A 23,694-nucleotide genomic window follows, 5' to 3' on the forward strand; every position below is an offset into this window, starting at 1 on the left:
GGAGCTGACCGGTACTAATAAGCCGATAAATTGATAACACCCCACCTCACCGGAGCGTGTGTTGAAAAACACTCCTCCGATGGTGAATGAGAACGATTCTCGCGTCCACTTTGTGGTTCCCGATCTACGGACGGGAACTGCCCCCAGTCCTCACGGACAGATCATCGCGATCGGGGGCAACGAACGAAACAGATCCATAATGTTTCGGCGGCCATAGCGAGAGGGAAACGCCCGGTTACATTCCGAACCCGGAAGCTAAGACTCTCTGCGCCGATGGTACTGCAAGGGGGACCTTGTGGGAGAGTAGGACACCGCCGGACTCCTTTGTATAAGTGGCCACCCCGCCTGTTGAAAAACAGCCCGGGGTGGCCACTTTGCGTTAACCCACCAAAACCCTGCCAGACCGATCTACGCTCAAGCAGGGCATGCAGGCCGCAGATATCCCAGAAAGAGGCAGCATTGTGAGTGACACCCCCAGACGTGATGGCCCAGCCAGGAACGATCGACCGTCAGGCGGTCGTGGCGGTGCAGGCGGTGCACGGAGTGCCGGCGGTGCAGGCAGGGGAGACTCGGCTGGTGGGCGCGGCGACCGACGCCAGGGCGGCTCCGGATCGCAGTCGACGGAAAAGCGGTTGTGGACCAAGGGTGGCGCCCCCGCGCGCGGCGACCGCGACGCCAGGGAACGTGAAGTCCCCGAGGACCGTGACCCCTTCGGCATCCGGTCTGTGCGTGCCTATCATGAGGCGCCCGAAATTCCGGATGACGTCACTCCGAAGCAGCTCGACCGGGTGGCGCTCAACGAGCTCAAGACTCTGAGCAAGGAGAACGCGGAGGGCGTCGCGAAGCACCTCGTGATGGCGGCCCGGCTCATCGAAGACGACCCGCAACTCGCTCACAGCCACGCGATCTCAGCGGCACGGCGAGCGGGGCGTATCGGAGTCGTCCGTGAGACTCTCGCCATTACCGCGTACGCGATCGAAGATTATGCACTCGCGCTGAGAGAACTGCGTACCTATCGCCGGATCACCGGTCGCGACGACCAGCTTCCCATGATGGTGGACAGTGAGCGCGGGCTCGGTCGGCCGGCGAAGGCTCTCGAGCTCGGGCGTTCTGTGCCGAGGTCCAGCCTCCCCGTTCCGGTGCAGGTGGAACTCGCGATAGCGATGTCCGGCGCGAGACTCGACCTGCAGGACGCGCAGGCCGCTCTCGTGGAACTCGAGATCCCGCAACTGGATCCGGAGACAGCCTTTTCCTATAGCCCAGGATTGTTCGATGCTTACGCGACAGTTCTCGAAGAGCTGGGTCGTGGCGCCGAAGCCGAGCAGTGGTTCGCTCGGGCAGAGCGCGCGGAAGAAGCGCTCGATGACCTGGACGGTGACGATGACATGATCGAGGTCGTCGAGGAAGATGTCGTCGGGTCCGATGTTGTCGGGTCCGACGGGGCCGCGGAGAAGAGCACCAAAGAGACTGAAGCAGCTGTCAAGAACGAGGACGAGCGTCATGGCGCCACGAATACCCCCACTGTTCAGGCGGAAGAAGACGACCACGTCGATGACTGATGCCTCCCCGCTGGCCGGAATCGATCTGGTGCTGGCCGATCTGGATGGCGTTGTCTATCGCGGCCCTTCGGCGTTGCCGTACGCGGTGGAGAGTCTCAACCGGATCGCCGAGACCTCGAAGGTCGCGTACATCACCAATAACGCGTCACGGACAGACGCGTCGGTCGCTGCCCACCTGACGGAACTCGGGTTGACCGTACTGCCGTCGGACGTCGTCACGTCGCCACAGGCGGCTGTCGCCATCCTGAAGCAGACGGTCGATGCGGGTTCCGTAGTGCTCGTCGTCGGGGGCGATGGACTGGTCGATGAAGTGACCAAGGCCGGTTTCACCGTCACGCGATCGGCGCTCGATGCGCCGGCAGCCGTCATCCAGGGCTTCGCGCCGGAGGTGGGTTGGGTGCACCTCGCCGAAGCGGCCTTCGCGCTCAACGGGGATGGCACCTCGGGGGATCTACCGTGGATAGCCACCAACACGGACTGGACGATTCCGCAGGCGCGTGGCACGGCGCCAGGCAACGGCACGCTCGTGTCGGCTGTGCACACCGCGGTGGGTCGCCTCCCCATCGTCGCAGGAAAGCCCGAAGTCGCGATCTTCACCGAGGCGCTCGCCAGGTTCGGATCACGTGCGGCCCTGATGATCGGTGACCGACTGGACACCGACATCCTGGGCGCAACTCGCGCAGGAATCCCGTCGGCGCTCGTGCTGACCGGAATCGACGGGCCGAAGCAGGTGCTGGCTGCTGCCGAGACCGAGCGGCCAACTTTCATCGTCGACGATCTCCGCGGACTGCTCGAGCCGTACCCCGCCACCGAGACACGGGAGATCCCGGGCGGAACCGTCACTGTCGTCGGGGGGGCCGCTGTCCGACGGGTGGGAAACGTCCTGAGCGTCGATTCCGGTGATGGCATCGACCTGCTGAGGGCTGGTGCCGCCGCGATCTGGAATTCCGGGCTCGCCATCTACGCTCTCGAGGTTCCCCCCGAGCTATATTCGTGACCATGACTGACTCTGGCTCGAATGCCCCCGAACCGTCCGCGGGCGCCAACGAACTCGATTCGAACTCCCTCCTGTCCCGCTTGCGCGTTATCGAGGACCAGCCACTCGAGTCCCGCGCAGCCGCTTTCGCGCAAGTGCACGACCAACTGCAGCGCAGGCTCGAGGGTGGGGACTCGACGGCGTCGCATGGCTGACGGCGTGCACCGGCTCGATGCAGCACTCGCCGCACGAGGACTCGCCCGATCACGGACGCATGCCGCCAGGCTGATCGCCGATGGACTGGTCAGCGTGGATGGCGCACCCGTCGTCAAGGCATCGGTGCAGGTCGCCGACGCCCAGTCGATCACGGTGGCCGGTAGCGATCACTACGTGAGCAGGGCCGCGCACAAGCTCATCGCGGCGCTGGAGAGTTTCGACGTGGATCCGACGGGCCGCCTTGCCCTCGACGTCGGGGCGTCGACCGGGGGATTCACGCAGGTGCTGCTGGAGCGAGGAGCGAGGCACGTGATCGCGCTCGATGTCGGACATGGCCAGCTCGCGGCATCCATCCGTTCCGATGCGAGGGTCACGGTCGTCGAAGGCTCGAACGCCAGGTACATGACCGCAGGGTCGCTCGCGGCCGATGCCGGCACCTCTGAGGCACCGACCATCGTGGTCGGCGACATCTCGTTCATCTCGCTGACGACCGTGCTGCCCGCACTGGTCGCAACCGTCGGGCTCGAGGCCGACTATGTGCTGCTGGTGAAGCCACAGTTCGAGGTGGGGCGCACGGGCATCCGCGAAGGGATCGTGCGTGACGCCGGGCTTCGTGATGATGCGGTTATGGGAGTGCTCTGGGCGGCGTGGGATCTGCTCCTGCCCACAGCGGGCATCATCCCCTCCCCGATCGCGGGAAACTCCGGTAATCACGAGTATCTCGTCTGGCTGAGCGCGAGGTCAGGCAGCAATCCGACAGAATGGACTGCGCAGGTTTCTGCGATCACCGCCAATCGCTAGCAACGCGAGGCGTCGACGGTACTGGACCATCAGCAGTGTTCGACGATGAAGGGGCATTCACCGTGACATCCGACCGCCACATTCTCATCGTGGCGCACATGGGCCGCGCGGAATCGCGCGATGCCGCCATCAGCGTCTGCCGCCAGTTGATCGCGGGCGGGCTCACCCCTGTGCTGTCCCAGGACGAATTCACCGACGTGCTCGCCGTTGCCCACGACCTCGCTCCCATCGCCCTGCTCGGTGACACCGTGCAGATCGGTGAGCTCGAACTGGTCATAGTGCTGGGCGGCGATGGAACGATCCTCAGGGCCGCTGAACTGGCTCGTGGATGCTCGGCTCCGCTGCTGGGCGTCAACCTCGGTCACGTGGGATTCCTCGCCGAGAGCGAGAAAGAAGACCTCACCGAGACCGTGGCCAGGGCTCTCGCACGGGACTATCTCGTCGAGGAACGCATGACCCTGTCGGTGCGGGTCAAGGTCGACGCGGAAGTGGTCTTCGAGACCTGGGCACTCAACGAGGCGACCGTGGAGAAGGCGAGCAGGGAGCGCATGCTCGAGGTCGTCATCGAAGTCGACGGGCGGCCGTTGTCGTCGTTCGGCTGCGACGGCGTCGTGATGTCGACTCCCACGGGTTCGACGGCCTACGCGTTCTCGGCCGGCGGGCCGGTCGTCTGGCCCAGCCTGAACGCGATGCTGCTCGTGCCCCTGAGCCCGCATGCACTCTTCGCGCGACCCCTCGTGGTCGGCCCGGATTCGGCCCTCGCCGTGGAGGTTCTCGATCGCACGCAGGGCACCGGCGTGCTGTGGTGCGACGGCAGGCGTACCCACGAGCTTCCCCGTGGTGCCAGGGTCGTCGTGCGTCGCTCTCCCGTGCCGGTCAGGCTCGCCCGGCTCTCGCAGGGACCGTTCACAGATCGACTCGTCAATAAGTTCAACCTGCCGGTCAATGGATGGCGCGGACCGCTCGAGGACGAGGACCAGCGCCCGTGATCGAAGAGATCTCGATTCATAACCTCGGTGTCATCGGGGAGGCGCGGCTTCCGCTCGGGCCCGGGTTCACCGCCCTGACCGGTGAGACCGGCGCGGGCAAGACCATGATCGTGACGGCCCTCGGGCTGCTTCTGGGAGATCGTGCCGACAGCACGGCCATCCGGTCCGGGAGCGCGCACGCCGTCGTCGAAGGTCGCTGGCAGATCGACGACTCCGGCTCTGTCGCGGAGCGTGTGAGGGATGCCGGGGGAGACCTCGACGATGGCGAACTGATCCTGAGCAGGTCTATCTCGCAGGAAGGCCGTGGCCGCACCGTCGTCGGAGGCCGAAGCGCTCCGGTCAGCGTGCTCAACGAGATCGGCCATCAGCTGGTTGTCGTGCACGGCCAGTCCGACCAGGTTCGACTGAGGTCGTCCACGGCCCAGCGCGAAGCGCTCGACCGGTTCGCTGGGGCTGCCGTGGCGCGCGTGCTCGGCGATTATCAGGACGTCTTCGGCCGCTGGCAATCGAGGCAGGGCGAACTCGACCTGCTCGTGGCCGAGGGCGACAGGAGAGCCCGAGAGGCCGACGACCTCCGCGAGGCCATGGCCGAGATCGAAGCAGCTGGTGCGACTCGCGGTGAAGACCGGTTGCTGGTGGAGCGCGCCGACAGGCTCGGCAATCTCGAAGAACTCCGGCGTGCGGCCGGAGAAGCGCGCTCTCTGCTGTCGTCCGACGTGCCGGATGAGTCCACCGACGTCGTCGGCCTCCTCACTGCCGCCCGGCGGCAACTCGAGCGCGTGGCCGACCACGACACGGCACTCGCGGCCATCGCTGCGACGGTGGCCGAGGCATCCATCGCTGTCACCGAGATCTCGGGGGAGCTCTCACGCTATCTCGCCACTCTCGACGCTGACGGTGCCAGGGAACTCGACGTCGTCAACGATCGCCTCGGCCAGCTCAACGCCCTCGTGCGGAAGTACGGCCCGACGCTGGACGACACTCTGGACTATCTCGACACCGGCAGCAGCCGGCTGCTCGAGCTCGACAACGACTCGACGCGGATCGAATCGCTCGGAGTCGAGGTCGATGCCGACCGCAACAGCGTCATCGAACTCGCCGAGCAGCTGAGTTCGATCCGGGGAGAGTTCGGCGCGGCCCTGTCCCAACGCGTGACCGCGGAGCTCGCGGAGCTCGCGATGCCCAACTCGCGGGTCTCCGTTGTGGTCGAAGACCGACCAGACTATTCATTCAGTGGAAAGGACCAGGTCTCCATCCTGCTCCAGCCTCATTCCGGTGCGGAACCCCGGCCGCTCGGCAAGGGCGCCAGCGGTGGAGAACTCTCGCGAGTGATGCTCGCCATCGAAGTGGTCATTGCAGGGAACGATCCCGTGCCCACGTTCATCTTCGATGAGATCGATGCCGGGGTTGGCGGCGCGTCGGCAATCGAGGTGGGCCGGAGGCTCGCGCAATTGAGCCGCACAGCCCAGGTCATCGTCGTCACCCATCTCGCCCAGGTCGCAGCCTTCGCCACGAATCACCTCCAGGTGAGCAAAGACGGTGACGGCGCTGTCACTGCCTCCAGCGTCACGCAGCTCGTGGGCGACGACAGGATCTCGGAGATGGCGCGGCTGCTCTCCGGACTCCCGGATTCCCAGAGCGGGCTTGCCCATGCCAGGGAGCTGCTGGACATCGCCCGCGAGCTCCAGCAGTAACCTCGAATCTCTCACCACCGCAGCCTGAATGCCGCACCAATCTCTGCGAGTCACAGCGAGCGGCACGGATCGGGGATAAGATGAAATCCCGTGGTGGATAACTCTGAACGGTTCGTAACTAAGCACATTTTCGTCACCGGTGGAGTCGTCTCTTCCCTCGGCAAGGGGCTTACGGCTGCCAGTCTCGGCAACCTGCTCACGGCCAGGGGCCTGCGCGTGGTCATGCAGAAGCTCGACCCGTATCTCAACGTCGATCCCGGCACGATGAACCCGTTCCAGCACGGCGAGGTGTTCGTCACAGACGATGGCGCCGAGACCGACCTCGACATCGGGCACTACGAGCGATTCCTCGACATCAACCTCGACCAGGCGGCCAACGTGACGACGGGCCAGATCTATTCGCAGGTGATCGCGAGGGAGCGCCGCGGCGAGTACCTCGGAGACACCGTGCAGGTCATCCCGCACATCACGGACGAGATCAAGCGCAGGATGCGACTGCAGGCGCAGTCTGGACCCGGTGGCGAGCAGGCTCCCGACGTGATCATCACGGAGATCGGCGGAACCGTCGGCGACATCGAGAGCCAGCCGTTCATCGAGTCTGCGCGCCAGGTGCGCCATGAGCTCGGCCGCAAGAACGTGTTCTTCGTGCACGTCTCACTCGTTCCGTTCATGAACGCGTCGGGTGAGCAGAAGACCAAGCCGACCCAGCACTCGGTGGCGGCGCTCAGGTCGATCGGTATCCAGCCGGATGCCCTGGTGTTGCGCTCGGACCGACCGGTGTCCGACAGCAATAAGCGCAAGATCGCGCTCATGTGCGACGTCGATGAAGATGCCGTAGTGAATGCCGTCGACGTGCCATCGATCTACGACATCCCGACGATGCTGCACGACCAGGGCCTCGACGCCTACATCATCGAGCAGCTCGGGCTCACGGCATCCGACGTCAACTGGGACGGCTGGAGCGAACTTCTCACCGCCGTGCACGAGCCTCGACACGAGGTCACCATCGGCCTGGTCGGCAAGTACATCGACCTGCCCGACGCGTATCTCTCGGTCACCGAAGCCCTCAAGGCCGGTGGCTTCGCTCAGCAGACCAAGGTGAACATCCGTTGGGTGCCCTCAGACGAGTGTGAAACGCACGAGGGCGCCGCGCGCATGCTGGGCGACCTCGAAGGCATCGTGATCCCCGGCGGATTCGGCGTCAGGGGCATCGAGGGCAAACTCGGTGCGCTGAAGTTCGCACGTGAGAACGGCCTGCCCGCGCTCGGCCTGTGCCTCGGTATGCAGTGCATGGTCGTCGAGTATGCACGGGACGTGGCAGGGCTCTCCGGTGCCTCGTCGTCGGAGTTCGATCCCGACACCGAGTTCCCGGTGATCGCCACCATGGCTGAGCAGGTCGACATCATTTCGAGCGGAGACATGGGCGGCACGATGCGCCTGGGGCTCTACGAGGCCGCGCTGGCGCCGGGATCCATAGTCTCGGAGCTCTACGGCTCCACCACCATCGCCGAACGTCACCGCCACCGCTACGAGGTCAACAACGCGTATCGCGAGCAGATCGGCGCTGCCGGACTGCAGTTCAGCGGGATCTCCCCGGACCGCACCCTCGTCGAGTTCGTCGAGCTGCCGCGAGACGTGCATCCGTTCTACGTCGGTACGCAGGCCCACCCCGAGCTGCGCTCACGGCCCAACCACGCGCATCCGCTGTTCCGTGGCCTGATCACGGCGGCGCTCGAGCGCCAGCAGGCCAGCAGGCTGTTCGAGGTCGCCGAGGGTTCGGACGATGCCGTCGTCGACACCGTCGATGCCTGAGGGCCGGGCCGTCGCGGGCCCGCTCGTCGATGACGCAATCGAACCCACCGTCGTCACCAGCGACGTCGTGTTCGGTGGCAAAGTGTGGGACATCCGGCGCGAATCCTTCGAACTCGATGGCCATCGGATCACTCGTGAATTCACGGATCACCCCGGAGCCGTCGCCGTGCTCGCCCTCGACGATCACGACCGCGTCCTTCTGATCAAGCAGTACCGCCATCCCGTGCGATTGCGCGAATGGGAACTGCCGGCAGGGCTGCTCGACATCGCGGGAGAGCCGCCCCTGCTCGCGGCCCAGCGAGAGCTCGCCGAAGAGGTCGATAAGGTTGCGGCCCGCTGGGATCTGCTGGCGGACTTCATGACGTCGCCCGGCGGCAGCAACGAGGTGCTCCGCGTGTACCTCGCCCGGGGAATCAGCGACACGGTCGAGGTATTCGACCGCACCGAGGAGGAAGCCGGGATCGAGGTGCGGTGGGTTCCCCTCGACGAGGTGGTCGATGCCGTGCTCGCGCGCGACGTGCAGAACTCGATCCTCGTGATCGCCGCGCTGGCCGCGGCTGCGGGCCGAGCGAGGGACTGGTCGACACTCGGTGACGCCGACGCCCCCATGACGAGGCATCCGCTGGAGCGCTCGGCGCGATGAATCTGGAGGCGGTCGACATCGCGGTCGCCGTCGACCGCTACCTGCGCCACGTCTCGATCGAGCGTGGGCTGTCGCCGCATACCGTGCAGGCCTATCGCCGCGATCTCGGCGTGTACTCCGAGTTGCTCGGGGATCGTGGCATCCTGACCCCGACCGCGATCACCGCGCGGGATGTTGCGGCCTTCGCCCACGAGCTGCGCACCCGGTCGGAGCGACCGCTGAGTGCGTCATCCACCGCGAGAATGCTGTCGTCGGTGCGCAGCTGGCATCGGTTCCTGCTCGAGGAATCGATCGTCGAGGTGGACGTCGCAGCCGAGGTGAAGCCTCCGAAGCAGTCCATGCGGCTACCGAAAGCGATCTCGATCGAACAGATGGAATCTGTGCTCTCGGCTACCGATGGTGATGACCTGCAGTCGCTGCGCGATAAAGCACTCCTGGAACTGCTGTACGCGACGGGGGCCCGGATCTCTGAGGCTGTGGCACTGAACGTGGACGATCTCGTCGACGGTGACATCGTGAGGCTGTTCGGTAAGGGCAGCAAGCAGCGGATAGTGCCGGTGGGAAGTTTCGCCAGGGCGGCGATCGATGCGTATCTCGTGCGTGCCCGGCCGTCGTTCTCGACGCGGGGCGCGGCCACTCCGGCGCTCTTCCTGGGTTCCCGGGGGAATCGGGTGTCGAGGCAGAACGCGTGGCTCATCATCAGGGCTGCCGCAGACAGGGCGAAGCTCGGCCTGGAGATCTCGCCACACACATTCCGGCACTCGTTCGCCACACACCTGCTCGCTGGTGGAGCGGATGTGCGGGTGGTGCAGGAGCTTCTGGGGCACTCGTCGGTCGCCACGACCCAGATCTACACGATGGTCACCGCCGATACGCTGCGCGATATGTACACGACTGCCCATCCACGGGCGCGTTGACCCGCATTAACCTTCAACCTCTGGTAGAGGCGAACCGCGCGCGCCGCTCGCGTGGCAGCACTGGCGGCCAAATTCCGCGCCGTACAGTGGAGCCATGACGGTACGCAGGGACGATTCGACAGTGCTGTCTGGCATGGAAGCACCGGTCAAGGGGCCCACGGGCAGGGAGTTGCGAACCTTCGCGGAACCGCCCGTATTGAAGAGTCACGGACCCGCGCGCATCATCTCGCTCTGCAACCAGAAGGGTGGAGTCGGCAAGACGACGACCACCATCAACCTGGGCGCGGCGCTCGCAGAACTCGACCGACGCGTACTCGTGATCGACTTCGATCCCCAGGGTGCACTCTCTGCCGGCCTCGGTGTGCAGACTCACGACGTCCCGACGATCTATGACCTGCTCCTCGGCACCGTGAAGAATCCGATCGAGGCGATCGTCCACACGAATTATCCGAACCTGGACATCATCCCCGCGAACATCGACCTCTCTGCGGCAGAAGTGCATCTCGTCAACGAGGTCGCCCGCGAGACCATCCTCGCCAGGGTGCTGCGCAAGGTCAGCGACCAGTACGACGTCATCCTGATCGACTGCCAGCCCTCGCTCGGTCTGCTGACCGTCAACGCCCTCACTGCAGCGCACGGCGTGCTCATCCCTCTCGAGTGCGAATTCTTTGCGCTGAGGGGGGTCGCACTCCTCGTCGAAACGATCGAAAAGGTGAAGGATCGGTTGAACCCGGCCATCGAGCTCGACGGAATCCTCGCCACGATGTACGACTCGAGAACCCTGCACTCGCGTGAGGTGCTCGACCGGGTGGTGGAGACCTTCGGCGACAGCGTGCTCGAGACGGTCATCGGCCGCACCGTGAAATTCCCGGATGCCAGTGTCGCCGGTGCGCCGATCACGAGCTTCGCTCCTGAGCACGCGGCGTCGCAGGCCTATCGCCAGCTGGCCAGAGAACTGATCTCCCGTGGCGCTGTCGCCTGACGGCGTCGCGATCGGACACGCCATCGCCGCCGAATCGGTGGAGCCGGCCGCCAGGTTCTCCGTCAGCCTGAACAACTTCAACGGTCCGTTCGACCTGCTGCTCTCCCTGATCACCAAACACGAGCTCGATATCACCGAGGTGTCGCTGTCCCGGATCACCGACGAGTTCATCTCCTACCTGCGCGGGCTCGACTCGGTGCAGGAACTCGACCAGGCGAGTGAGTTCCTCGTGGTGGCTGCGACCCTTCTCGACCTGAAGGTGGCCGGGCTGCTTCCCCAGGGCGAACTCGTCGATGCAGAGGATGTCGCGCTTCTCGAAGCACGGGACCTGCTTTTCGCGAGGCTGTTGCAGTACCGCGCCTTCAAGGAGGCCGCGCAGTGGTTCTCGGCCCGGTGGGACGTCGAATCCACCAGGCAGGTCAGGGCGGTGCGCCTCGAGGAAAAATACCGCAAACAGACGCCCGAGCTGGTCTGGACCCTCACCGCCGACGACTTCGCGGCCATCGCTTCGCTCGCGTTCGCCCCGCGGGAGATCCCGTCGGTCGGGCTCGACCACCTGCACGCACCCCTCATCTCGATCAGGGAACAGGCAGCGTACGTGGTGGCCATGCTCAGGCGCGGCGAGACCCTGACCTTTCGCCAGCTGATCTCCGGGGCAGACCAGAAGGGCGTCATCATCGCGCGCTTCCTGGCCGTGCTCGAGCTGTACCGTGGGGCGTTCATCGGTTTCGACCAGCTCGAACCGCTGGGAGAACTGCACATCCACTGGTCGGCGGAGCACTGGACCGACGACAGTCTCGCCAACCTCGGGAGCGACTATGGACACTGAGTCCGCCACCACTGCCACTGCTACCGCCACAGCCGTCGACCTCGAACGCAGCATCGAGGCAATCATGATGGTTGCAGACGAACCGCAATCCCTCGTCTCTCTCGCGACGGCGCTCGCGGCACCGGTCGCGGCCGTGCGGCAATCGATCGAACGCCTCGTCGCCGACTTTGACGGTGTGACGGGAGGTGCCCGTCGGGGGTTCGAACTCCGCGAGGTCGGTGGGGGCTGGCGCATCTATGTGCGTCCAGAGCACGACGCCGTCGTGCGCGACTTCGTGCTGACCCAGAATCCGACCAGACTCAGCCAGGCCGCGCTGGAAACCCTGGCCGTGATCGCCTATAAGCAGCCGATCAGCCGCGGCGCCGTGGCATCCATTCGCGCCGTCAACGTCGACTCCGTCGTGCGCACACTGCTGGGTCGCGGACTGATCACCGAAGCGTTCACCGACAGCGAGACCGGCGCGATCCACTACGAGACCACCGATATTCTTCTCACCCAGCTCGGGATCAACTCGATCGACGAGCTTCCCCACATCTCTCCGCTGCTCGAAGATGGAGCAGACGGATTTTCAACGGCGGGAGCCTGATGAGCAACACCACTGGCAGCGACACCAGAGGCAGCGATGCACCGAACCCCGAGGGCGAGCGGCTGCAGAAGGTCATGGCAGCGGCCGGCGTCGCTTCGCGCCGAGTATCCGAAGACCTGATCGCGCAGGGGCGCGTCACAGTCAACGGCGAGATCGTCACAGAGCCCGGCCGCCGCGTGCTGTCGACGGACAGGGTGACGGTCGACGACAGAGCCATCCAGCTCGACACCACCAAGCGCTACGTCATGCTCAACAAGCCCATCGGCGTGGTCAGCTCGATGCAGGATGAGGCAGGCCGGCCCGACCTCCGCGAATTCACCAGGGACTACGACGAGCGGCTCTTCAACGTCGGCCGGCTCGATGCGGGCACGTCGGGCCTGCTGGTGCTCACCAACGATGGAGAGCTCGCTCACGTACTGGCCCATCCATCATTCGGGGTGTCCAAGACATACATCGCGAAAGTCTCCGGATCGGTGAGCGCCCAGACCATCAGCATGCTGACGAAGGGCATCGAGCTCGACGACGGCCCCATCCACGCAGACAGGGCGCGCATGCTGGGTGCGGCCTCCGGGGGAGCATCCATGGTGGAGGTGACCCTCCATTCCGGCCGCAATCGCATCGTGCGCAGGATGCTCGACGCCGTCGGTCATCCTGTGCTCGACCTGGTGCGGCGCCAGTTCGGACCCCTCCACCTCGGGTCACTCGGCGTGGGCCGCACCCGTGACCTCACGAAGGCCGAGTTGGGCGAACTGCTGACCATTTCCCGTGGCGGGGAGGACGCTGCAGCGACTGAGGCTGAAGCTGATCTCGTCGTCGAGCCCGGGACCGACGCCCGTGAGTGATCGCCGGCTCGAGGGCCCTGTGCGGATCGTGGGCGCTGGGCTTCTCGGGGCGAGCATCGGGCTGGCGCTGAACGAGCGCGGCGTCGACGTCATCCTCGACGACGTCTCGCCGTCCGCGCTCGATCTTGCTGTCGACTACGGCGCAGGCCGACCCGCTGCTGACGGAGACCGGCCAGCCCTCATCGTGGTGTGTGTGCCGCCGGATGTGGTGGCGCGAGTCGTGGCGGCCGAGCTCGCCGCGCATCCGGCCGCCCTGGTGACGGATGTCGCGAGCGTGAAGGTCGCGCCACTCGAAGAATTGCGTGCACTCGGAGTGGACCTCTCTCGCTACATCGGCTCGCATCCCATGGCCGGGCGCGAGCGAAGCGGGGCGATCTCTGCGAGGGCCGATCTCTTTATCGGCCGACCCTGGGTGATCGCGGGCCACGACGACATCAGCTACCGCAGCGCGGCCCAGGTGGAACAGCTCGCTCTCGATCTCGGTGCGATTCCGATCGAGATGACAGCGGCCGAGCACGACCGCAATGTCGCCCTCGTCTCCCACACCCCGCAGGTGGTGGCATCGCTGCTGGCGCGCAGGCTGTCCGGGGCGACAGATTCCGCCGTCGCGCTCGCAGGCCAGGGCCTTCGCGACACCACGCGGATCGCGTCGAGTGAGCCCGAGCTCTGGGTGCAGATCCTCGGCGCCAACGCTTCCCCGGTCGCGGAGATCCTGTCGGCATTCCGCGACGATCTCGACGCGATGATCACCGCCCTCGAGCAGCCCACAGCGCCGGGAGCACGCCGCACCATCGCGGACTCGCTGGCCGGGGGCAACTCTGGCGTTGCCCGGATTCCCGGCAAACACGGGCAGGCGAGTCATTTCAGCCAGATCGTCGTCAAGGTGGATGACACCCCCGGTGAGCTTGCGAGACTGCTCACCGAGATCGGCGCGGCCGGAGTCAACATGGAAGACCTCAGACTCGAACACTCACCCGGTGCGCAAATCGGTCTCGCCGAGATCTCGGTGTTGCCCGCAGTAGAAGAACGACTCGTCTGGGAGCTCTCGGCTCGGGGCTGGAAGATTGCAGGAGCATTCGCATGAGCACCACCACCGTCGTCGCGATCGATGGCCCAGCGGGCAGCGGCAAGTCGAGCGTGTCCAGGGCCGCGGCGGCGGACCTCGGGTTCGCCTACCTCGACACGGGAGCCGCCTATCGGGCTCTCGCCTGGTTCTGCCTCGAGCGTGGTATCGACACGCTCGGCAGCAACGAGATCACGGATGCCCTGCAGGAGTTCGACTATGCGATCGGCACCGACCCCGACGGGTACTTCGTGCGCGTCGGTGACGGTGATGTGACCGACGACATCCGGGAGCCGCGCGTCACGACGGTCGTGAGCAGCGTCGCACGGGTTCCGGAGGTGCGCAGCTACCTGGTCGAGCTGTTCAGGAGCATCATCGCGGGGGTACCGAACGACGGGATCATCGTGGAGGGCCGCGACATCACCACGGTCGTCGCGCCCGATGCGCCGGTACGGATTCTGCTCACGGCAACCGAAGAAGCTAGAATGGGCAGGCGTTCTGCTGAACTCACCGGGGTCGACGCCTCGACCACAGCACGAGAGCTCAGTTCTCGGGACGCGCAGGATTCGCGTGTCGTGGACTTCATGAACGCCGCAGATGGTGTGACCACCATCGATTCCACCGATCTCGACTTCGACCAGACCGTGCAGGCTGTCGTGAGTCTCGTGCACAGTGCAGTTGACAAGCACCGTATGCGTAACCCCTAAGGAAAAGCCATGGCTGACGACGCCGCCTCCACAGACAAAGACGACTTCCCCCAGATCGACGAAGCGCTGGCCGAGCGCATCAGGGGCATCGACGATGACGAGGCGACGCAGCGCGCCAACGCGCTGCGCCAGGGCCTCGCCGACTATGACCTCGACGACGAGGACGTGCGTCTCCTTGACGTAGCCAACGACGACCCCGATGCGATCGTCTACCTGCCGGCGCTTCCCGTGCTGGCGATCGTCGGCCGCCCCAACGTCGGCAAGTCCGCGCTCGTCAACCGCATCATCGGCCGCCGCGAGGCCGTCGTCCAGGACACCCCCGGCGTCACCCGCGACCGCGTCAACTACAAAGCGGAATGGGCGAATCGCTCGTTCACGATCGTCGACACCGGCGGCTGGGAGCCCGACGCCAAGGGCATCAACGCCTCGGTAGCGGCGCAGGCCGAGATCGCGATCGACCTGGCGGATGCCGTGCTGTTCGTCGTCGACGCCACGGTGGGAGCGACATCCACCGATGAGCACGTGGTGCGCATGCTCCGTGCCACCAAAAAGCCGGTCATCCTCGTCGGCAATAAGGTCGACGACGTGCATCAGGAATCGGATGCCGCAGCGCTGTGGTCGCTCGGGCTCGGGGAGCCCTGGCCCGTCTCCGCCGTCCACGGCCGAGGTGTGGCAGACCTGCTCGACCACGTGCTGACGATCCTCCCGGAGATCTCGGCGGTCGCCAAGGAAGAAGTGGGTGGACCGCGTCGCGTGGCCATCCTCGGCAAGCCGAACGTCGGAAAGTCCAGCCTGCTCAACAAGACAGCGGGGGAGGAGCGGGTCGTCGTCAACGAGATGGCCGGCACCACGCGTGACCCCGTCGACGAGCAGATCGAGCTGGGTGGCAAGTTCTGGCGCTTCGTCGACACCGCCGGAATCCGCCGCCGCGTCAACCTCTCCCAGGGCGCCGATTTCTACGCCACCCTCCGCACATCGGCCGCGCTCGAGAAGGCCGAAGTGGCCATCGTCGTCATCGACGTCTCTGCGCCGATCAGCGTGCAGGACCTGAAGATCGTCGACCTCGTGCTCGAATCCGGCCGGGCGCTGGTGCTGGCCTACAACAAGTGGGACCTGCTCGACGACGAGCGCCGCATCTACCTCGAGCGGGAGATCGAACAGGATCTATCGCACGTATCGTGGGCGCCGAGGGTCAATATCTCAGCCAAGACCGGGCGTCACCTCGAGAAGCTGGTTCCCGCCCTCGAACTCGCGCTCGAATCCTGGGACACCCGCATCCCGACGGGTAAGTTCAACGCCCTGCTCGCCGAACTCACGCAGGAGCACCCGCACCCCGTGCGCGGAGGCAAGCAGCCGCGCATCCTGTTCGGCACGCAGGCGGCATCGCGCCCGCCGACCTTCGTGCTGTTCACCACCGGATTCCTCGACCCGCAGTATCGCCGCTTCATCACGCGTCGACTGCGCGAGATCTTCGGCTTCGACGGCAGCCCCATCAACGTGAATATGCGAGTGCGTGAGAAGCGCAAGCGCACATGACCGATGGCACGTCTGAGCAGGTGACGGTGCGCCCTGGGTCGAAACAGCTCGATTCGATTCAGGTCGCTCGAGGGTTTGCAGCCCTTTCCGTTGTCGCGTTCCACGCCCTCGACATCGAAAGCCGATATTTCTCCGGCCCCAGCATCCTTCCTGGGTTCTTCGACGGTGGCCAGGCAGGCGTAGACCTCTTCTTCGTGATCAGCGGGTTTGTCATGGTGCTGACAACGCGCAGGAAGCACGGCACTGTGCGCGCCGTGGGTGGATTCGCCTGGAACCGGTTGTTTCGCATCTACCCCACATACTGGGCATATTTTCTGATCCTGCTGCCGGTTTTCTTTTTGTTCCCGACGATGATCAACGCCTCCCAGGGCAATCAGGTGAACCTGTTCACGTCGTTTTTCCTCTTGCCCTCAGACACTCTCCCCCTTCTGCTCGTGGCGTGGACACTCACGCTCGAGCTGTGGTTCTACGTCGTTTTCACGGTCATCCTGCTTCTGCCTGAGCGCTTTCTCGTTGCGGCCCTTGGCCTGTGGTTCGTGGTTCTCGTGGCGGTCAACTGGAATGGCCCGATCGACTCACATCCCTTCGTCGAGGTCCCGTCCAACGCGATGGCGATCGAATTCATCCTCGGTGGCATCACGGCTCTGCTGTTCCGCAGAATCACTCGATCGCTCGCGATGGTCGTGTCGCTTGCGGGTCTCGCCGTCATCGTCTTCCTGGGCGTCACCCCGCCACAGAGCATCACCGCGGGAGCTGGAGTGCAACGCCCCCTCGTCATGGGGGTCGGATTCGCCCTCATCCTGGCCGGCTTCACCGCGTTCGAGAACAGGGGCACCATCGGCGTCGTGAAGCGGCTCGCCATCCTCGGGGACATGTCGTACTCGGTCTACCTGGGTCACATCCTCGTGCTCTCTGCGATGGGCAGGATCTGGCAGTCGATCTCGGGTCCCCTCGACGGAAACGTGCTCGCAATGGCGGGGTGGTGGATTCTGACCATTGCGGCGGTGCTGATTTTCGGATATCTCAGCTACAGGGTGGTGGAGAAACCCGTCGCCGGATTGTCGAAGCGCTGGAGGTCGCGCGTTTTCCGTGAGGATCGGCAACCGGCTCTGGTGATCGGCTAACGTCGAGTGCATGGACGCGCCTCTCAACAGTCTCCCGCGACGACCTCACGGGCCGGGCGACGAATGGGTGTACGGCGAGAACGGCGAAAAGTTCTGGGGCAGCTTCGGGGCAGCCGGGCTGCTCGTGTGGCATCGCACGCTCGGAGTGCTCTTACAGCATCGCTCCCTATGGAGCCATTTCGGAGGAACCTGGGGCCTTCCGGGTGGCGCACTCAAGCCCGGTGAGAGCGCAGTCGCCGGCGCCATGCGCGAGGCGAACGAGGAAGCAGGGGTCGACCCTGAACTCCTGCGCGTGATGTTTTCCACAGTGCTGGACAGGGGCGTCTGGACGTACACGACGGTCGTGGTCGAGGCGGAGACGGACTTCGAGCCGGTCATCGGTGACGCAGAGAGCGTCGCGCTCGCGTGGGTGGCGCTGGATGACGTGGCCCGGCTGCCGCTGCATCCGGGATTCGAAGCCAGCTGGGTGGATCTCAGGCCGCGGCTGGTCTGACCCTCGGCGATGGGGCGTGGCTCAGCCTCCGGCGACCTCGGGAGATACACACGCCCGACCGGCGGGAACCTCGTTGATAGCGGCCGCCAGTTCGCTCAGCACATCGAAACCTGAGACGCCGTCGTCGGTCACGTCAGGGTCGCCGTCGCTGTCGATGATGACCTCGACGGCGGGGGTGCGACCGTAGGTCGTGAAGACGAAGTTCGGGTCATCGCTGTCGTCGCGCAGCCAGTCGATCCCCTCGACGGTGATACACGGCAGAGTCGCAGTAGGTGCGGGGGACGGAACCCCACAGCGCAGCAACACCGCCGCTGGCGTGCCCCAGGCCGCAGTGGACTGCGCGTCTGTCTCGCGGGACGGGAGCCCGCCGACCGTGTCGGGCAGCCGTACCATCGCGGGCGCACAGGCGGGGTCTGCCGCATCGTCCGCGGCGTCAAGTACCACAGCGGGCGAGCACCCCACCAGCACGAGCAGCAGGGGCGCGACGAGCGCCATGGCCAGGGTTGCGCGGGTCGATCTCATCGGGATTCAGGTTACCGTGTGAAGTATGACGACCGCTGAGACGCCCGCACCCGAGACCCTCGGCAGCATTGGCGAGCAGGCTGTACTCGCGCGGATCTTTCCGCGGCTTCCTGCGGCGGCCGGAGAGCTGCTCGGCCCCGGCGACGACGCTGCGGTGGTCTCCACGCCCGATGGCAGGGTCGTGATCACGACCGACATGATGATCCACGGTCCGGATTTCAGGCTCGCGTGGTCGACCCCCTACGAACTGGGATGGAAGGCCGCGGCATCCAACCTCGCCGATGTCGCCGCGATGGGAGCGGTGCCGACCGCACTCGTGGTGGCGCTCGCCGTGCCCCGGGACACCCCCGTGGCGGTGCTCGAGCAGTTCAGCGATGGACTTCGCGACGGCTGCGATTCACTTGCCCCCGGCTGCGGAGTGGTGGGCGGGGATCTCTCGGTCTCCCCGGTGTTCACGATCGCCGTGACGGCCATCGGTGACCTCCAGGGTCGCGACCCGGTGCTGAGGTCAGGCGCCTCGGTGGGCGACGTCGTGGCCGTCTCCGGAGTGCTGGGGGTCGCAGCCGAGGGGCTGAGACTGCTGTTCGAGCACGGAACCGTCGATTCGGTTCCGGATGCCGCAGCCGCCGCCGATCTCCGGCGCGACCATGCGACGGCCATCGCCGCCCAACTCGCGCCGACGCCCCCGATCGCCGACGGTCCCGCCGCCGCGATCGCTGGAGCGACCGCCATGCTCGACCTCAGCGACGGACTCGCGATCGATGCCCGCAGGCTCGCGAGGGCCAGTGGTGTGGCGCTCGACCTGTCGAGTGGGGCCGTGGGCGGAAAGCTCCAGCTCGACGGGGGAGAGGATCACAGTCTGCTCGCCACATTCCCGGCTTCGACGATCCTGCCGGGCGGGTTCAGGGCGATCGGGCAGGTCATCTCCGGTTCCGGGGTGCTGGTCGACGGTGAGCCTTACGACGAGTCCAGCGGCTGGGATCCCTATCGCGGCTGGGACGGCGAAGCGGGCTGACCGCCGGCGACTGTCATCACGGCGCCGTGATCATCACGGCGCCGTGATTATCAGGGCGTGCTGAGCCAGTACAGGGCGGTGTCGCCGTAGTCCTTGCGGCGTTCCAGTTCGAGCCCGTCGGGCCACTCGGGCTCGGGGGTGCGCGAACTCCGCTCGAGCACCACGATGGCGCCGGGCGAGAGTCGCGGCATGAGCGCGTCGAGGTTCTGCGCGAGTTCGGGCAGGCCGAGGTCGTAGGGCGGATCCATGAACACGAGATCCCAGAAGGCGCGAGCCGAGACCAGAAACGGTTGCACGGCCTGCCCTGACGATTCCAGTGTCGGCTTGCTGCCCTTCGGAGCCTGTTTCAGGATGCGCGCGGCGTTCAGTGTGGCGGTCTGGATGTTACGGTCCACGAGGGTGACGTGAGTTGCACCGCGGGAGGCCGCCTCGAGCCCCAGAGCGCCGGATCCTGCGTAGAGGTCGAGCACGCGCAGGCCCGCGATGGCGTCCCTGGCCTCCAGCGCGGAGAAGATCGCCTCGCGAACCCGGTCGCTCGTGGGCCTGGTGCCGGATCCTGGCACGGCGATGGAGAGCGACCCCGCCCATCCTGCGATTATCCGGGTCATGGCGTGCTCAACTCCAGAAACGGAAGAGGGCGAACCCGCTGCCGACGAAGACGGAAGGGACACCGAGGAACGAGGTGATCCCGATGATGGCGGTGAAAAACGCGGCGTTGATTGCGGGCACCCAGAGCAGGGCGAACAGGCCGAAGATCGCGAAGGGCGCGATCGGTGCCACGGCGGCGAGGGCGCGGTCGGAGAGGTAGGGCTCGATGATGCCGAACCCATCGAGACCCGGCACGGGGAGCAGGTTCAGAACGGCCGCGGTGACCTGGAGGAACAGCAGGAACGACAGCGTGAACCAGAACGGGCTCGAACCCTGCCGGAAGCTGATCGCCACGGCCAGCACAAGCGCGATCGCGAGGTTCGTGAGCGGGCCAGCGGCCGAGACCGCCGAGTTGGCGAACCGGGTGCGGATCGCGGCGCGATTGACGAAGACGGCACCGCCGGGAAGACCGATTCCTCCGGCGATGAGGAAGACGAGGGGCAGCACGAGGCTGTAGACGACATGGGTGTAGCGCAGCGGGTCAAGCGTCAGGTATCCGCGGTACACGACCGAGACGTCACCGTTGCGATACGCCACGAGAGCGTGAGCAAATTCGTGGAGCGAGAGCGAGACGATCCAGACGAGCAGCACGACGACGAACGACATGATGGCGGGAGGTCCGATCCCCGACCACAGCGCCCAACCCGACACGATCGCCCCGGCGACGAGCGCGAGAAAGAGGGGAGACGGGCGATGACGAGCATGGGGAGTGGATGTCGCGCCAGACCCCGCGCGGTCGTCGCTGCCGGTTCCGCTCATCGTCACGGTGGCAATCCTGTCACAGGCGGCCCTGTCACAGTCGGCCCTGTCACAGGCGGCCCTCGCGCAGAGACAGTCCACTTGCTCCGGCAGCCCTGACACCGGGCGCTGGCGGGTAGCGTTGCATCGTGGCATCCCCCCTCGACCAGAAACTCGCCGACGTGCTCGGTGGGCGCACGGCGGCGGCGTTCGCCAAGGGTCTGGGTCTCGAGACCGTGGGTGACCTGCTCAGCCACTACCCACGGCGGTATGCGCGGCGAGGAGAGCTCACGGCCCTCACCCACCTTCCCGTCGACGAGAACGTCACCATCGTGGCCGAGGTGCTCCGCGTCATGAACAGGCCGATGCGGGCCAAGCGCGGCTCCATTCTCGAGGTGACGATCGGCGATGGCAAGGGCATCCTGACTCTCACCTTCTTCAACCAGGCCTGGCGCGCCACAGAGCTGAAGGCGGGGGCGAGGGGCATCTTCACCGGCAAGGTCGGCGACTATCGCGGCAGCCTGCAACTCGCGCATCCGGACTACGAGCTCTTCGAAGCCGACGACGAAGGTGGGGCCGATCCCGACAGGGCGAAGGCCTGGGCGGAGCTGCCGATCCCGATCTACGGTGCCACCTCGACTGTCGCGAGTTGGCAGATCCAGAAGGCGATCGGGGTGGTTCTCGACACCCTCGAACCCATCGACGATCCCGTGCCGATGGAACTTCGAACGGCATTGAAGCTGATGGATTTCTCGCGCGCACTGCAGCTCGTGCACCGGCCGACTGTCGATGCCGAGTGGGGTGCCGCGCGCAAGAGCCTGCGCTTCCAGGAAGCCTTCGTGCTGCAGGCGGCATTGTTGCAGCAGCAGCAGCGGCTGCGGGAGACGGCGGCGACGGAGCGGGTGGCCGGAGCCATCCTCGACGGTTTCGATGCGGCGCTCCCGTTCACGCTGACGAGCGACCAGGCTCTCGTGGGGTTGCAGGTCGCCGACGACCTGGCCGCCCCTGTACCCATGAACAGGCTCGTGCAGGGTGAGGTCGGATCGGGCAAGACGCTGGTCGCATTGCGGGCGATGCTGGCCGTAGCGGAATCCGGGGGGCAGTCTGCGCTCCTTGCCCCGACCGAGGTTCTCGCCCACCAGCACCTGCGATCGATCGTGAAGACCCTGGGCCCGGATCTCGCCGCGCGACTCCGGCCGACCCTGCTCACCGGCCAGTTGCCCGTGGCGGAACGGCGCAAGGCCATGCTCGCGGCGGTTTCGGGGTCGGCGCACATCGTCATCGGGACCCATGCCCTGCTGGCCGACCGGGTGGAGTTCTTCGATCTCGGCCTCGTAGTCGTCGATGAGCAGCACAGGTTCGGGGTCGAGCAGCGCGAAGCCCTGCGGCTGAAGGGGAGGCAGCCTCCGCACGTGCTCGTGCTGACCGCGACGCCGATCCCTCGCACCGTGGCGATGACGGTCTTCGGTGACCTCGATATCTCGACCATCTCCGAACTGCCCGCCGGGCGTTCGCCGATCGAGAGTTTCGTGGTTCCCCTGGCCGAGCATCCGGGCTGGGTCGCCCGCGTGTGGGCGAGGGTGGCCGAGGAGCTCGCGAAGGGGCACCAGGCGTTCGTGGTGTGCCCGGCCATCGACGCCACCCCAGTGGACGACAACGATCTTCCGGCACAGGATGCCGTCGCCACCGGTGCCCCGGCGCCGAGGCCCGCTGCCAACGTGACCGAGGTGCTCGCCTCGCTCCGGGCCAATCCCGTGCTCGCGGGACGACGCATCGAGGGATTGCACGGTCGCATGTCTGGTGACGAGAAGGATGAGCTCATGCGCTCCTTCGCCGAGGGGCGAATCGACGTCCTGGTCGCGACGACCGTGATCGAGGTGGGTGTCGACGTCCCCAATGCCTCGACGATGGTGGTGCTCGACGCTGATCGTTTCGGGGTGTCGCAACTGCATCAACTCCGCGGGCGTGTGGGGCGCGGCGGGGTGCAGGGGCTTGCGCTCTTCGTGACCGGCGCCGAGGAGGAGTCGCTCGCCCGCGAGCGGGTGGAGGCCGTGGCATCCACTCTCGATGGATTCGAACTGGCCAATAAGGATCTGGAGCTGCGCCAGGAAGGGGACGTGCTCGGTCGGATGCAGTCCGGCGGGCGGTCGAGCCTGCGCCTGGTGAGGGTGGCCAAGGATGGCAAGCTCATTGCTGAAGCACGCGAGCGCGCCGCGGAGATTCTTGCCGCAGACCCGACTCTGTCGACTCATCCCGCGCTGCGTGAGGCTCTCGATCGTCGACTCGATGAGACATCGGAATCGTTCCTGGCGAAGAACTGACGGATGCCACTCACGGAAACGCTGCGATGACTCTCTGGTAACGAACCTGCAACATACGCCGGGTATGGTGAAGTCATGCACAGGATCGCCGTTGTTCCTGGGTCTTTTGACCCTGTCACCCTTGGACACCTGGATGTCATTGAACGGGCGGCGGGTCTGTTCGATGAGATCCACGTGTTGGTGGTCCACAACCCGGGCAAAACGGCGCTGTTGCCCATCGCGCAGCGGGTCACCCTGATCGAACAGGCGATTCGTGAGGCCGGTTTCGAGGGCAACATCCGTGTGACCAGCTGGAGTGTCGGTCTGCTCGTCGACTACTGCACCGAGGTTGGCGCGACCGTGATCGTCAAGGGGATCCGTTCGCAGGTGGATGTCGCGTACGAGACTCCTATGGCGATCGTGAACCATGACCTTGCCGCGGTGGAGACGATTTTCATGCTTCCGGATCCCGCTCATGCCCATGTCTCCAGTTCCCTTGTGCGCCAGGTGGATGCCCTCGGTGGAGACGTCTCGCCGTACGTCCCGCCTGCGGTGTCACGGTTCCTGCACCAGGCCTAGCCCGCATCGCGGTCTCGGTATCGCAGCCTCCGCAGCGCGGGGCTGCCAGAACCAGGCAGACGCGGGTGTTGCGTCGGGTCCAACTCCGGCGGTGGCTCCAGCCAGTACCGCCCCGTGTCTCGA

Annotated in this window: 24 protein-coding genes and 1 rRNA gene; 22 read left to right on the top strand and 3 right to left on the bottom strand. The window is 65.9% G+C overall.

The window, feature by feature from the left end:
* The first annotated feature begins 203 nt into the window (after window positions 1–203).
* The 19 genes from rrf to IWX81_RS00095 all read left to right on the top strand — a co-directional run bounded on the left by rrf (window position 204) and on the right by IWX81_RS00095 (window position 17,769).
* Window positions 204–320: ribosomal RNA gene (gene rrf / locus IWX81_RS00005) — 5S ribosomal RNA — on the top strand.
* A gap of 141 nt (window positions 321–461) precedes the next feature.
* Entirely contained in the window at window positions 462–1,559 is a 1,098-nt protein-coding gene (locus tag IWX81_RS14930) for a hypothetical protein (protein WP_334592380.1), read from the top strand.
* Entirely contained in the window at window positions 1,552–2,556 is a 1,005-nt protein-coding gene (locus tag IWX81_RS00015) for an HAD-IIA family hydrolase (protein WP_199279264.1), read from the top strand. Before IWX81_RS14930 ends, IWX81_RS00015 begins: the two co-directional genes overlap by 8 nt.
* 2 nt (window positions 2,557–2,558) lie before the next feature.
* On the top strand, window positions 2,559–2,750 hold the full coding sequence (locus tag IWX81_RS00020) for a hypothetical protein (RefSeq protein ID WP_199280494.1): 192 nt from the start codon (window positions 2,559–2,561) through the stop codon (window positions 2,748–2,750).
* Window positions 2,743–3,552 carry a TlyA family RNA methyltransferase gene (locus IWX81_RS00025; RefSeq protein WP_199279265.1) on the top strand — a complete coding sequence of 270 codons (810 nt, stop codon included), beginning with the start codon at window positions 2,743–2,745 and terminating at the stop codon, window positions 3,550–3,552. Before IWX81_RS00020 ends, IWX81_RS00025 begins: the two co-directional genes overlap by 8 nt.
* 62 nt (window positions 3,553–3,614) lie before the next feature.
* On the top strand, window positions 3,615–4,541 hold the full coding sequence (locus IWX81_RS00030; protein ID WP_334593288.1) for an NAD kinase: 927 nt from the start codon (window positions 3,615–3,617) through the stop codon (window positions 4,539–4,541).
* Window positions 4,538–6,235 (top strand): DNA repair protein RecN, encoded by a 1,698-nt coding sequence (gene recN / locus IWX81_RS00035; RefSeq protein ID WP_199279267.1) that lies wholly within the window; start codon window positions 4,538–4,540, stop codon window positions 6,233–6,235. The genes IWX81_RS00030 and recN overlap by 4 nt, the downstream gene beginning before the upstream one ends.
* Window positions 6,236–6,325: 90 nt before the next feature.
* The gene (locus tag IWX81_RS00040) at window positions 6,326–8,047 is read left to right on the top strand and encodes a CTP synthase (protein WP_199279268.1); all 1,722 of its coding nucleotides are present in this window, start codon (window positions 6,326–6,328) and stop codon (window positions 8,045–8,047) included.
* Window positions 8,040–8,690, top strand: coding sequence for an NUDIX domain-containing protein (locus IWX81_RS00045; protein ID WP_199280342.1), 651 nt, complete (start codon window positions 8,040–8,042; stop codon window positions 8,688–8,690). Before IWX81_RS00040 ends, IWX81_RS00045 begins: the two co-directional genes overlap by 8 nt.
* The gene (locus tag IWX81_RS00050) at window positions 8,687–9,607 is read left to right on the top strand and encodes a site-specific tyrosine recombinase XerD (protein WP_199279269.1); all 921 of its coding nucleotides are present in this window, start codon (window positions 8,687–8,689) and stop codon (window positions 9,605–9,607) included. The genes IWX81_RS00045 and IWX81_RS00050 overlap by 4 nt, the downstream gene beginning before the upstream one ends.
* Before the next feature lie 94 nt (window positions 9,608–9,701).
* A complete protein-coding gene (locus IWX81_RS00055) occupies window positions 9,702–10,589 on the top strand; it encodes a ParA family protein (protein ID WP_199279270.1) in 888 nt (295 codons plus the stop codon).
* The gene (locus tag IWX81_RS00060; protein WP_199279271.1) at window positions 10,573–11,418 is read left to right on the top strand and encodes a segregation/condensation protein A; all 846 of its coding nucleotides are present in this window, start codon (window positions 10,573–10,575) and stop codon (window positions 11,416–11,418) included. Before IWX81_RS00055 ends, IWX81_RS00060 begins: the two co-directional genes overlap by 17 nt.
* Window positions 11,408–12,004, top strand: coding sequence for an SMC-Scp complex subunit ScpB (gene scpB, locus IWX81_RS00065; protein WP_199279272.1), 597 nt, complete (start codon window positions 11,408–11,410; stop codon window positions 12,002–12,004). The genes IWX81_RS00060 and scpB overlap by 11 nt, the downstream gene beginning before the upstream one ends.
* A complete protein-coding gene (locus IWX81_RS00070) occupies window positions 12,004–12,846 on the top strand; it encodes a pseudouridine synthase (protein ID WP_199279273.1) in 843 nt (280 codons plus the stop codon). The genes scpB and IWX81_RS00070 overlap by 1 nt, the downstream gene beginning before the upstream one ends.
* Window positions 12,839–13,930, top strand: coding sequence for a prephenate dehydrogenase (locus tag IWX81_RS00075; protein WP_199279274.1), 1,092 nt, complete (start codon window positions 12,839–12,841; stop codon window positions 13,928–13,930). The genes IWX81_RS00070 and IWX81_RS00075 overlap by 8 nt, the downstream gene beginning before the upstream one ends.
* Window positions 13,927–14,616 (top strand): (d)CMP kinase, encoded by a 690-nt coding sequence (gene cmk / locus IWX81_RS00080; protein WP_199279275.1) that lies wholly within the window; start codon window positions 13,927–13,929, stop codon window positions 14,614–14,616. The genes IWX81_RS00075 and cmk overlap by 4 nt, the downstream gene beginning before the upstream one ends.
* 9 nt (window positions 14,617–14,625) lie before the next feature.
* Window positions 14,626–16,152, top strand: coding sequence for a ribosome biogenesis GTPase Der (der, locus tag IWX81_RS00085; protein WP_199279276.1), 1,527 nt, complete (start codon window positions 14,626–14,628; stop codon window positions 16,150–16,152).
* Window positions 16,149–17,276 carry an acyltransferase family protein gene (locus tag IWX81_RS00090; protein WP_199279277.1) on the top strand — a complete coding sequence of 376 codons (1,128 nt, stop codon included), beginning with the start codon at window positions 16,149–16,151 and terminating at the stop codon, window positions 17,274–17,276. Before der ends, IWX81_RS00090 begins: the two co-directional genes overlap by 4 nt.
* 10 nt (window positions 17,277–17,286) lie before the next feature.
* Window positions 17,287–17,769: an NUDIX domain-containing protein gene (locus tag IWX81_RS00095; protein WP_199279278.1), complete on the top strand. Its 483-nt coding sequence runs from the start codon at window positions 17,287–17,289 to the stop codon at window positions 17,767–17,769.
* A gap of 21 nt (window positions 17,770–17,790) precedes the next feature.
* Here the strand turns inward: IWX81_RS00095 and IWX81_RS00100 are convergent, their stop codons facing one another.
* Entirely contained in the window at window positions 17,791–18,291 is a 501-nt protein-coding gene (locus IWX81_RS00100; protein ID WP_199279279.1) for a DUF3515 family protein, read from the bottom strand.
* 25 nt (window positions 18,292–18,316) lie between these two features.
* On the opposite strand from IWX81_RS00100, the gene thiL reads away from it, so the two are divergent.
* Entirely contained in the window at window positions 18,317–19,306 is a 990-nt protein-coding gene (gene thiL, locus IWX81_RS00105; protein WP_199279280.1) for a thiamine-phosphate kinase, read from the top strand.
* Between the two features lie 50 nt (window positions 19,307–19,356).
* On the opposite strand, the gene rsmD is transcribed toward thiL, so the two are convergent.
* Together rsmD and IWX81_RS00115 are read right to left on the bottom strand one after the other, a co-directional pair.
* Entirely contained in the window at window positions 19,357–19,914 is a 558-nt protein-coding gene (gene rsmD, locus IWX81_RS00110) for a 16S rRNA (guanine(966)-N(2))-methyltransferase RsmD (RefSeq protein ID WP_199279281.1), read from the bottom strand.
* Window positions 19,915–19,921: 7 nt separating this feature from the next.
* Window positions 19,922–20,719: a site-2 protease family protein gene (locus IWX81_RS00115; protein ID WP_199279282.1), complete on the bottom strand. Its 798-nt coding sequence runs from the start codon at window positions 20,717–20,719 to the stop codon at window positions 19,922–19,924.
* 119 nt (window positions 20,720–20,838) lie between these two features.
* On the opposite strand from IWX81_RS00115, the gene IWX81_RS00120 reads away from it, so the two are divergent.
* Both IWX81_RS00120 and coaD read left to right on the top strand, forming a co-directional pair.
* Window positions 20,839–23,013, top strand: a complete 2,175-nt coding sequence (locus IWX81_RS00120) for an ATP-dependent DNA helicase RecG (RefSeq protein ID WP_199280343.1) — start codon at window positions 20,839–20,841, stop codon at window positions 23,011–23,013.
* Between the two features lie 75 nt (window positions 23,014–23,088).
* Complete coding sequence (gene coaD / locus IWX81_RS00125) at window positions 23,089–23,571, top strand: pantetheine-phosphate adenylyltransferase (RefSeq protein WP_199279283.1); 483 nt, start codon at window positions 23,089–23,091, stop codon at window positions 23,569–23,571.
* Window positions 23,572–23,694 lie beyond the last annotated feature (123 nt).

It is taken from the genome of Salinibacterium sp. CAN_S4 (assembly GCF_015752305.1).
GTDB lineage: Bacteria > Actinomycetota > Actinomycetes > Actinomycetales > Microbacteriaceae > Rhodoglobus.

Coding starts and splice junctions, on each gene's coding strand:
- IWX81_RS00015 (WP_199279264.1), top strand. CDS start 1,552: ATGACTGATGCCTCCCCGCTGGCCGGAATCGATCTGGTGCTGGCCGAT.
- IWX81_RS00020 (WP_199280494.1), top strand. CDS start 2,559: ATGACTGACTCTGGCTCGAATGCCCCCGAACCGTCCGCGGGCGCCAAC.
- IWX81_RS00025 (WP_199279265.1), top strand. CDS start 2,743: ATGGCTGACGGCGTGCACCGGCTCGATGCAGCACTCGCCGCACGAGGA.
- IWX81_RS00045 (WP_199280342.1), top strand. CDS start 8,040: ATGCCTGAGGGCCGGGCCGTCGCGGGCCCGCTCGTCGATGACGCAATC.
- IWX81_RS00050 (WP_199279269.1), top strand. CDS start 8,687: ATGAATCTGGAGGCGGTCGACATCGCGGTCGCCGTCGACCGCTACCTG.
- IWX81_RS00055 (WP_199279270.1), top strand. CDS start 9,702: ATGACGGTACGCAGGGACGATTCGACAGTGCTGTCTGGCATGGAAGCA.
- scpB (WP_199279272.1), top strand. CDS start 11,408: ATGGACACTGAGTCCGCCACCACTGCCACTGCTACCGCCACAGCCGTC.
- IWX81_RS00070 (WP_199279273.1), top strand. CDS start 12,004: ATGAGCAACACCACTGGCAGCGACACCAGAGGCAGCGATGCACCGAAC.
- cmk (WP_199279275.1), top strand. CDS start 13,927: ATGAGCACCACCACCGTCGTCGCGATCGATGGCCCAGCGGGCAGCGGC.
- der (WP_199279276.1), top strand. CDS start 14,626: ATGGCTGACGACGCCGCCTCCACAGACAAAGACGACTTCCCCCAGATC.
- IWX81_RS00090 (WP_199279277.1), top strand. CDS start 16,149: ATGACCGATGGCACGTCTGAGCAGGTGACGGTGCGCCCTGGGTCGAAA.
- IWX81_RS00095 (WP_199279278.1), top strand. CDS start 17,287: ATGGACGCGCCTCTCAACAGTCTCCCGCGACGACCTCACGGGCCGGGC.
- IWX81_RS00100 (WP_199279279.1), bottom strand. CDS start 18,291: ATGAGATCGACCCGCGCAACCCTGGCCATGGCGCTCGTCGCGCCCCTG.
- thiL (WP_199279280.1), top strand. CDS start 18,317: ATGACGACCGCTGAGACGCCCGCACCCGAGACCCTCGGCAGCATTGGC.
- rsmD (WP_199279281.1), bottom strand. CDS start 19,914: ATGACCCGGATAATCGCAGGATGGGCGGGGTCGCTCTCCATCGCCGTG.
- coaD (WP_199279283.1), top strand. CDS start 23,089: ATGCACAGGATCGCCGTTGTTCCTGGGTCTTTTGACCCTGTCACCCTT.